4 protein-coding genes are annotated in these 4,940 nt (G+C 61.9%); 1 reads left to right on the top strand and 3 read right to left on the bottom strand.

The window, feature by feature from the left end:
• Nucleotides 1–489: response regulator (locus tag BGN91_RS10695; protein ID WP_292612952.1), on the bottom strand; the 489-nt coding region annotated here is incomplete at its 3' end.
• Nucleotides 459–2,474 (bottom strand): ATP-binding protein, encoded by a 2,016-nt coding sequence (locus BGN91_RS10700; RefSeq protein ID WP_292612954.1) that lies wholly within the window; start codon nt 2,472–2,474, stop codon nt 459–461. The genes BGN91_RS10700 and BGN91_RS10695, both read right to left, overlap by 31 nt.
• 508 nt (nt 2,475–2,982) lie before the next feature.
• Here BGN91_RS10700 and ugpB point away from each other — a divergent pair.
• The gene (gene ugpB / locus BGN91_RS10705) at nt 2,983–4,248 is read left to right on the top strand and encodes a sn-glycerol-3-phosphate ABC transporter substrate-binding protein UgpB (RefSeq protein ID WP_292612956.1); all 1,266 of its coding nucleotides are present in this window, start codon (nt 2,983–2,985) and stop codon (nt 4,246–4,248) included.
• A 28-nt stretch (nt 4,249–4,276) separates the two neighbouring features.
• On the opposite strand, the gene phaR is transcribed toward ugpB, so the two are convergent.
• The gene (gene phaR / locus BGN91_RS10710) at nt 4,277–4,873 is read right to left on the bottom strand and encodes a polyhydroxyalkanoate synthesis repressor PhaR (protein WP_292612958.1); all 597 of its coding nucleotides are present in this window, start codon (nt 4,871–4,873) and stop codon (nt 4,277–4,279) included.
• Nucleotides 4,874–4,940 lie beyond the last annotated feature (67 nt).

The following is a 4,940-nucleotide window of genomic DNA, read 5'->3' on the forward strand; positions in this document are numbered from 1 at the left end:
CACCATGCGCTCGAGCTGCTGATAACTGCGCAGCGCCGCGGTCAGCGAGGTGAACAGCTTGTCGGCGGTGAGTTCGGTTTTCGCCTTGTAATCGTTGATGTCGTAATCGACGATCACGCGGCGCTCCGGCGCCTGCCCCGGCTGTCCGGTGCGCAGGATGATGCGCACGGTTTCGTTCTTGAGCTCGTTGCGAATGAATTCGACGAGATCGAGGCCGGCTTCGTCGGTCTCCATGATGACATCAAGCAGCACCGCGGCGATGTCGGAATGCGCGCGCATCAGCTCGCGCCCCTCGGCGGCGGAATAGGCCGAGAGGATCTCCAGGGTCTGGCCGTTGAGGCTGTAATCGCTCAGCGCAAAGCGCGTGCCCTCGTGTACGGCCCGGTCGTCGTCGATCACGGCGACCTTCCATTTTCGTACCGTCTGAGTTTCCGGTGAATCGGCTCCGGAATCGTCGATCAGGTGGAGGACGTCATCCTGGTCGGCCATCGCTTGGTCTCGCTGTCTGTTTCATCCTTGCCCGTGCCACCGCCCGCGGCTGCTCGCGGCATGATAATGTGAAAGGTCGTGCCTTGTCCCGGCCCCGACTTCACTGTCATACGGCCGCCGAGCTGCTGGGTGACGAGATTGTAGACGATATGCAGTCCAAGGCCGGTGCCACCCTCGTTGCGGCGCGTGGTGAAGAAGGGGTCGAACGCCTGCCGCTGGACGTCCGGCGTCATGCCGACGCCATTGTCGGCAAAAATGATCTCGATGTCATCATTGGCGCACGCTTTTGCCGTGATGGAAATCGCGCCGGCCCGTCCGGCCGGAAACGCATGATTGACGGCGTTGAGAAACAGATTGGTTAAAATCTGCCCGTATGAGCCGGGAAAGCCATCGATCATCAGGCCTTCCGGAACCTCGACCACGATGCTGATCGGAGACCGCTTGAGTACCGGGCGCAGGCTCGCGACGATCTGGTCGGTGGATTCGCTCAAATTGAACTGGCGGCGTTCGGCGTGGGACCGGTCCACGGCGACCTGCTTGAAGGACTGGATCAGCTCGCCGGCGCGGTGCAGGTTTGCCACCAGTTGCTGGGCGGCATCGCGGCAGGTCCGCACGAATTCTTCGAGCCGCGACCGCTTCAGCGGGGCTGCAGACCGCAGCTCGGCATCGAACATATCGGCGCGCCGCGCGAAACTCGATGCCACCGTCAAGCTGATTCCGATCGGGTTGTTCACCTCATGCGCGACGCCGGCGACCAGCCCGCCAAGCGCGGCGAGGCGCTCCGCGTCGATCAGGTTCCGCTGCGTCGCGCTCAATTCCAGCAGGGCGCTCTCGGCCCGTTCCTTCGATGCCCGCAATTCATCCTCGGCGTCACGCTTGGCGATGGCGTTCTTGCGGAATACCTCGACGGCGCGGGCCATGGCGCCGATTTCGTCCCGCGCGTCGGTGCCGGCGACCTTACGGTCGTAGTCGCCGGACATGATCGCGCGCATCGACGACATGATCTGCCGCAAAGGCTGACGGATGCTGAGCGCGATGACGACGCCGGCGACGATGATGATCGCAAGGAAGGCTGCGGCGATCGACAGCATCTTGCGGGAAATATCCGCAAGGGTGTTGTCGAACGTCATCTGCGCGCTCTGTTCGCGCTTGCGCATCTTGACCGACAGACCGTCGATCGCGGCGATGGTCTGCGCCTGGCTCGCGTCGATCGAGTTGCGCAGCAGGTCCGTTCGCTTGGTCAGCAATTCGGAAAGGTTTCCGATGCCGTCGTGCAGCGCCGCTGTCCGGCTCTTGAGTTTCTTCAGCGCGTCCCGCTGGAGATCGTTATCGGAGAACTCGATCATCGCCGGAATGGTGCGTTCGATCGCATCGGTGTTCCGGCGGACCTCGTCCGCGCTGGTCGATGCCGGCGCCAGATAATAGGCGTTCGCGGTCACCAGCATCGCGGTGAATGTCTCGCGGGACTTCTTGAGCGTCGGCCAGATCGGGGCCTCGCGGTGGCCGGTCGCGCCCTCGATGATCGAGTAGAGCCCCGCCATATCCTTGGCCGGCGCGAGGATCTGGTCCTCGTAGGTCTTGGTAATGTTCGTCTGTAATGCGCGCAACTCGCCGAACCCGCGGAGGAAATGTTCAGTGGCGCGCTCCAGTTCATCGACGGAGCCCGACAACATCGGGTCGGTCGAGGCACGCGTGCTCAAGGTGCCGAGCACCGCCTCGCGCAACAGCAGGATTTCCGCAAACAGATCGGGGCTGGGCTGGTTGATGTAGCGATGGATCAGATTTTGCAGCCGACCGGTCTCGCTCTCGAGAACCGCCAGGACTTTGTCCGACTTCCGGACCTGACGGACATCGTCCCACGCGGACCCCAGCGTCTTGGCGCCGCTCCATATCAGCAGCGCCAGCACCAGCACCACCGCCGAATTCAACGCCGCGATCGAGAGAATGCGCCAACGGATCGGTATCGCGCGAACCAGGCCCACGATACTCGAGCGGCCCTGCGTCCCCGGATCTTCCTGCTCCGGCGGTTCAGCACCCGTGCGGTTATGGGATTGAGCTGGGACCAAGTTCTCTGACCTTGCGGATTCGTGCGATGCGGCTTGCGGTCTGCAATCCGCGCCATGCCTTCATAGCTCCGGCGAGAGTGGCTTAAAAGGACTGACAAGCAAGGATCTTAGCGCCCGCCGGCTTCGCCTGTCGATGCGAGCAAGTCTGCCAGAACTCAAGACATCGCGACGATGGGACACCGGCACTTGTCCCCTAGGATGAAGTCATTTCGACAGGAAAAAGGTTCAAACGATTGCGCCTCGACGCGATCATAGACGGCGCTCGTGAATTGCAGCGACCGCGAGTTGGTCTTAATCAGGAGGTCATTTAATCAGGGGGTCATGGCAGCGGCGTTAGCCGCCCTGCCGCAGGCGGAGGAGCGGCAAGATGCGGACACCGGCATGGAAACTGGCGCTGCTGTTCTGTGCGCTTCAATTCACGGCCGCAATGCCGACACCGGCCCACGCCGTCGTCGAGATCGCATGGTGGCACGCGATGTCCGGCGAGCTCGGGCGGCAACTCGGACGACTCGCCACCGAATTCAATGCGTCGCAATCCGAATACCGGATCGTGCCGACTTACAAAGGCACCTACTCCGAAACCGTGAACGCGGCAATCTTCGCGTTCCGTTCGCGGAGCCAGCCGGCAATCGTGCAGGTCAACGAAATCGCCACCGCCACCATGATGGCGGCCCAGGGCGCGATCTATCCGGTCTTCGAACTGATGCGCGACGAGAAAGAAGCATTTTCCCCGACGGACTATCTTCCGGCCATTACCGGATACTATGCCGATATCGCGGGCAATCTGCTGTCGTTCCCGTTCAATGTCTCGACGCCCATCCTCTATTACAACAAGGACCTGTTCCGCGCCGCCGGTCTTGATCCCGAGAAACCGCCGAAGACATGGCCGGAGGTCGGCGAAGCCGCAAGGAAGCTGCGCGCAGCAGGCATTCCCTGCGGCTTCACCACATCGTGGCCGTCATGGGTCAATGTCGAGAGCTTCCTCGCCTTGCACAATCTGCCGATCGCAACACGCAGCAACGGGTTCGGCGGGCTCGACGCCGTCCTCGTTTTCAACAACCCGCTGATGGTCCATCACGTCGCTCAGCTTGCCGAGTGGCAGAAGACCAAGATCTTCGACTATAGCGGCCGGGGGACGACCGCCGAGCCTCGTTTCCAGCACGGCGAATGCGGCATCTTCATGGGCTCCTCGGCGACGCGCGCCGATATCATCGCCAACAGCAAATTCGCGGTCGGCTACGGCATGCTGCCTTACTGGCCGGATGTCGAAGGCGCCCCGCAAAACACCATCATCGGCGGCGCCACGTTATGGGTGCTGCGCGATCGCCCGCGCGAGGAATACAAGGGTGTCGCGAAATTCTTCGCCTACCTGTCGAAGCCCGAGGTCCAGGCGGCCTGGCATCAGAACACCGGCTACCTGCCGATCACCCGCGCGGCGTTCGACCTCACCCGCGCGCAGGGCTTTTACAATCGCAACCCGGGATCCGCGATCGCGATCGAACAGATGACCCTGAAGCCGCCGACCGAGAATTCGAGGGGATTGCGGCTTGGCTCTTTCGTTTTGATCCGCGCGGTCATCGAGGACGAACTCGAACAGGCCTTCAACGGCAAGAAGAGCGCGCAAGCCGCGATGGATGAGGCGGTTCAGCGCGGCAACGAGTTGCTGCGCCAGTTCGAACGCACCAATCCGTGAGAGGCCAGCACAGGGCGCGCCGCGAGGCCTACTCCTTCTTCGGCTCTTTCGACATCCGTTCGAGCCGTTCCTGCATCTCTTTCATCTGGCGGCGAAGTTCATCGATATTGTCGCCCTCATTCGGTGCATCGGGCGCTTTCTCCGGCTCGGGCGCGGCGCCGCCCCCGCGCGGCGGCACGAACGGCTTGAACATCGCAAAGGTGCGCTCGAACAATTCCATGTTGCGGCGGACATGCTCCTCGAGCGGCGCGAAAGGAGTGCCGCTGAAGGTGCTTGTCATCTGCTTGCGAAACTTCTCCTGCTCCTGGGTGAGCATGTCGATCGATCGTTCGAGATATTTCGGCACCACCATCTGCATGCTGTCGCCATAGAAGCGGATCAGCTGCCGCAGGAACGTGGTCGGGAGCAGATTCTGTCCGGCCTTGTTTTCCTGCTCGAAAATGATCTGCGCCAGCACCGAGCGGGTGATGTCGTCGCCGGTCTTGGCATCGAAGACCAGGAAGTCTTCGCCCTGCTTGACCATCGCCGCGAGATCTTCGAGCGTCACATAGGTGCTGGTTCCGGTATTGTAGAGCCTCCGGTTTGCATATTTCTTGATGGTCGTCGGTGTCTCTGATTTCGCCATAGGTCCCACACGTCCATACAGAGGACAAGAAACCCCGCCGGCGTCCACGATGGGGTTAACAAGCGCA

The organism is Nitrobacter sp. 62-13 (assembly GCF_001896955.1).
Taxonomy (GTDB): domain Bacteria; phylum Pseudomonadota; class Alphaproteobacteria; order Rhizobiales; family Xanthobacteraceae; genus Nitrobacter.

Excerpts from the sequence above, each read along its gene's own strand:
- ugpB (WP_292612956.1), top strand. The coding sequence starts at position 2,983 with ATGCCGACACCGGCCCACGCCGTCGTCGAGATCGCATGGTGGCACGCG.
- phaR (WP_292612958.1), bottom strand. The coding sequence starts at position 4,873 with ATGGCGAAATCAGAGACACCGACGACCATCAAGAAATATGCAAACCGG.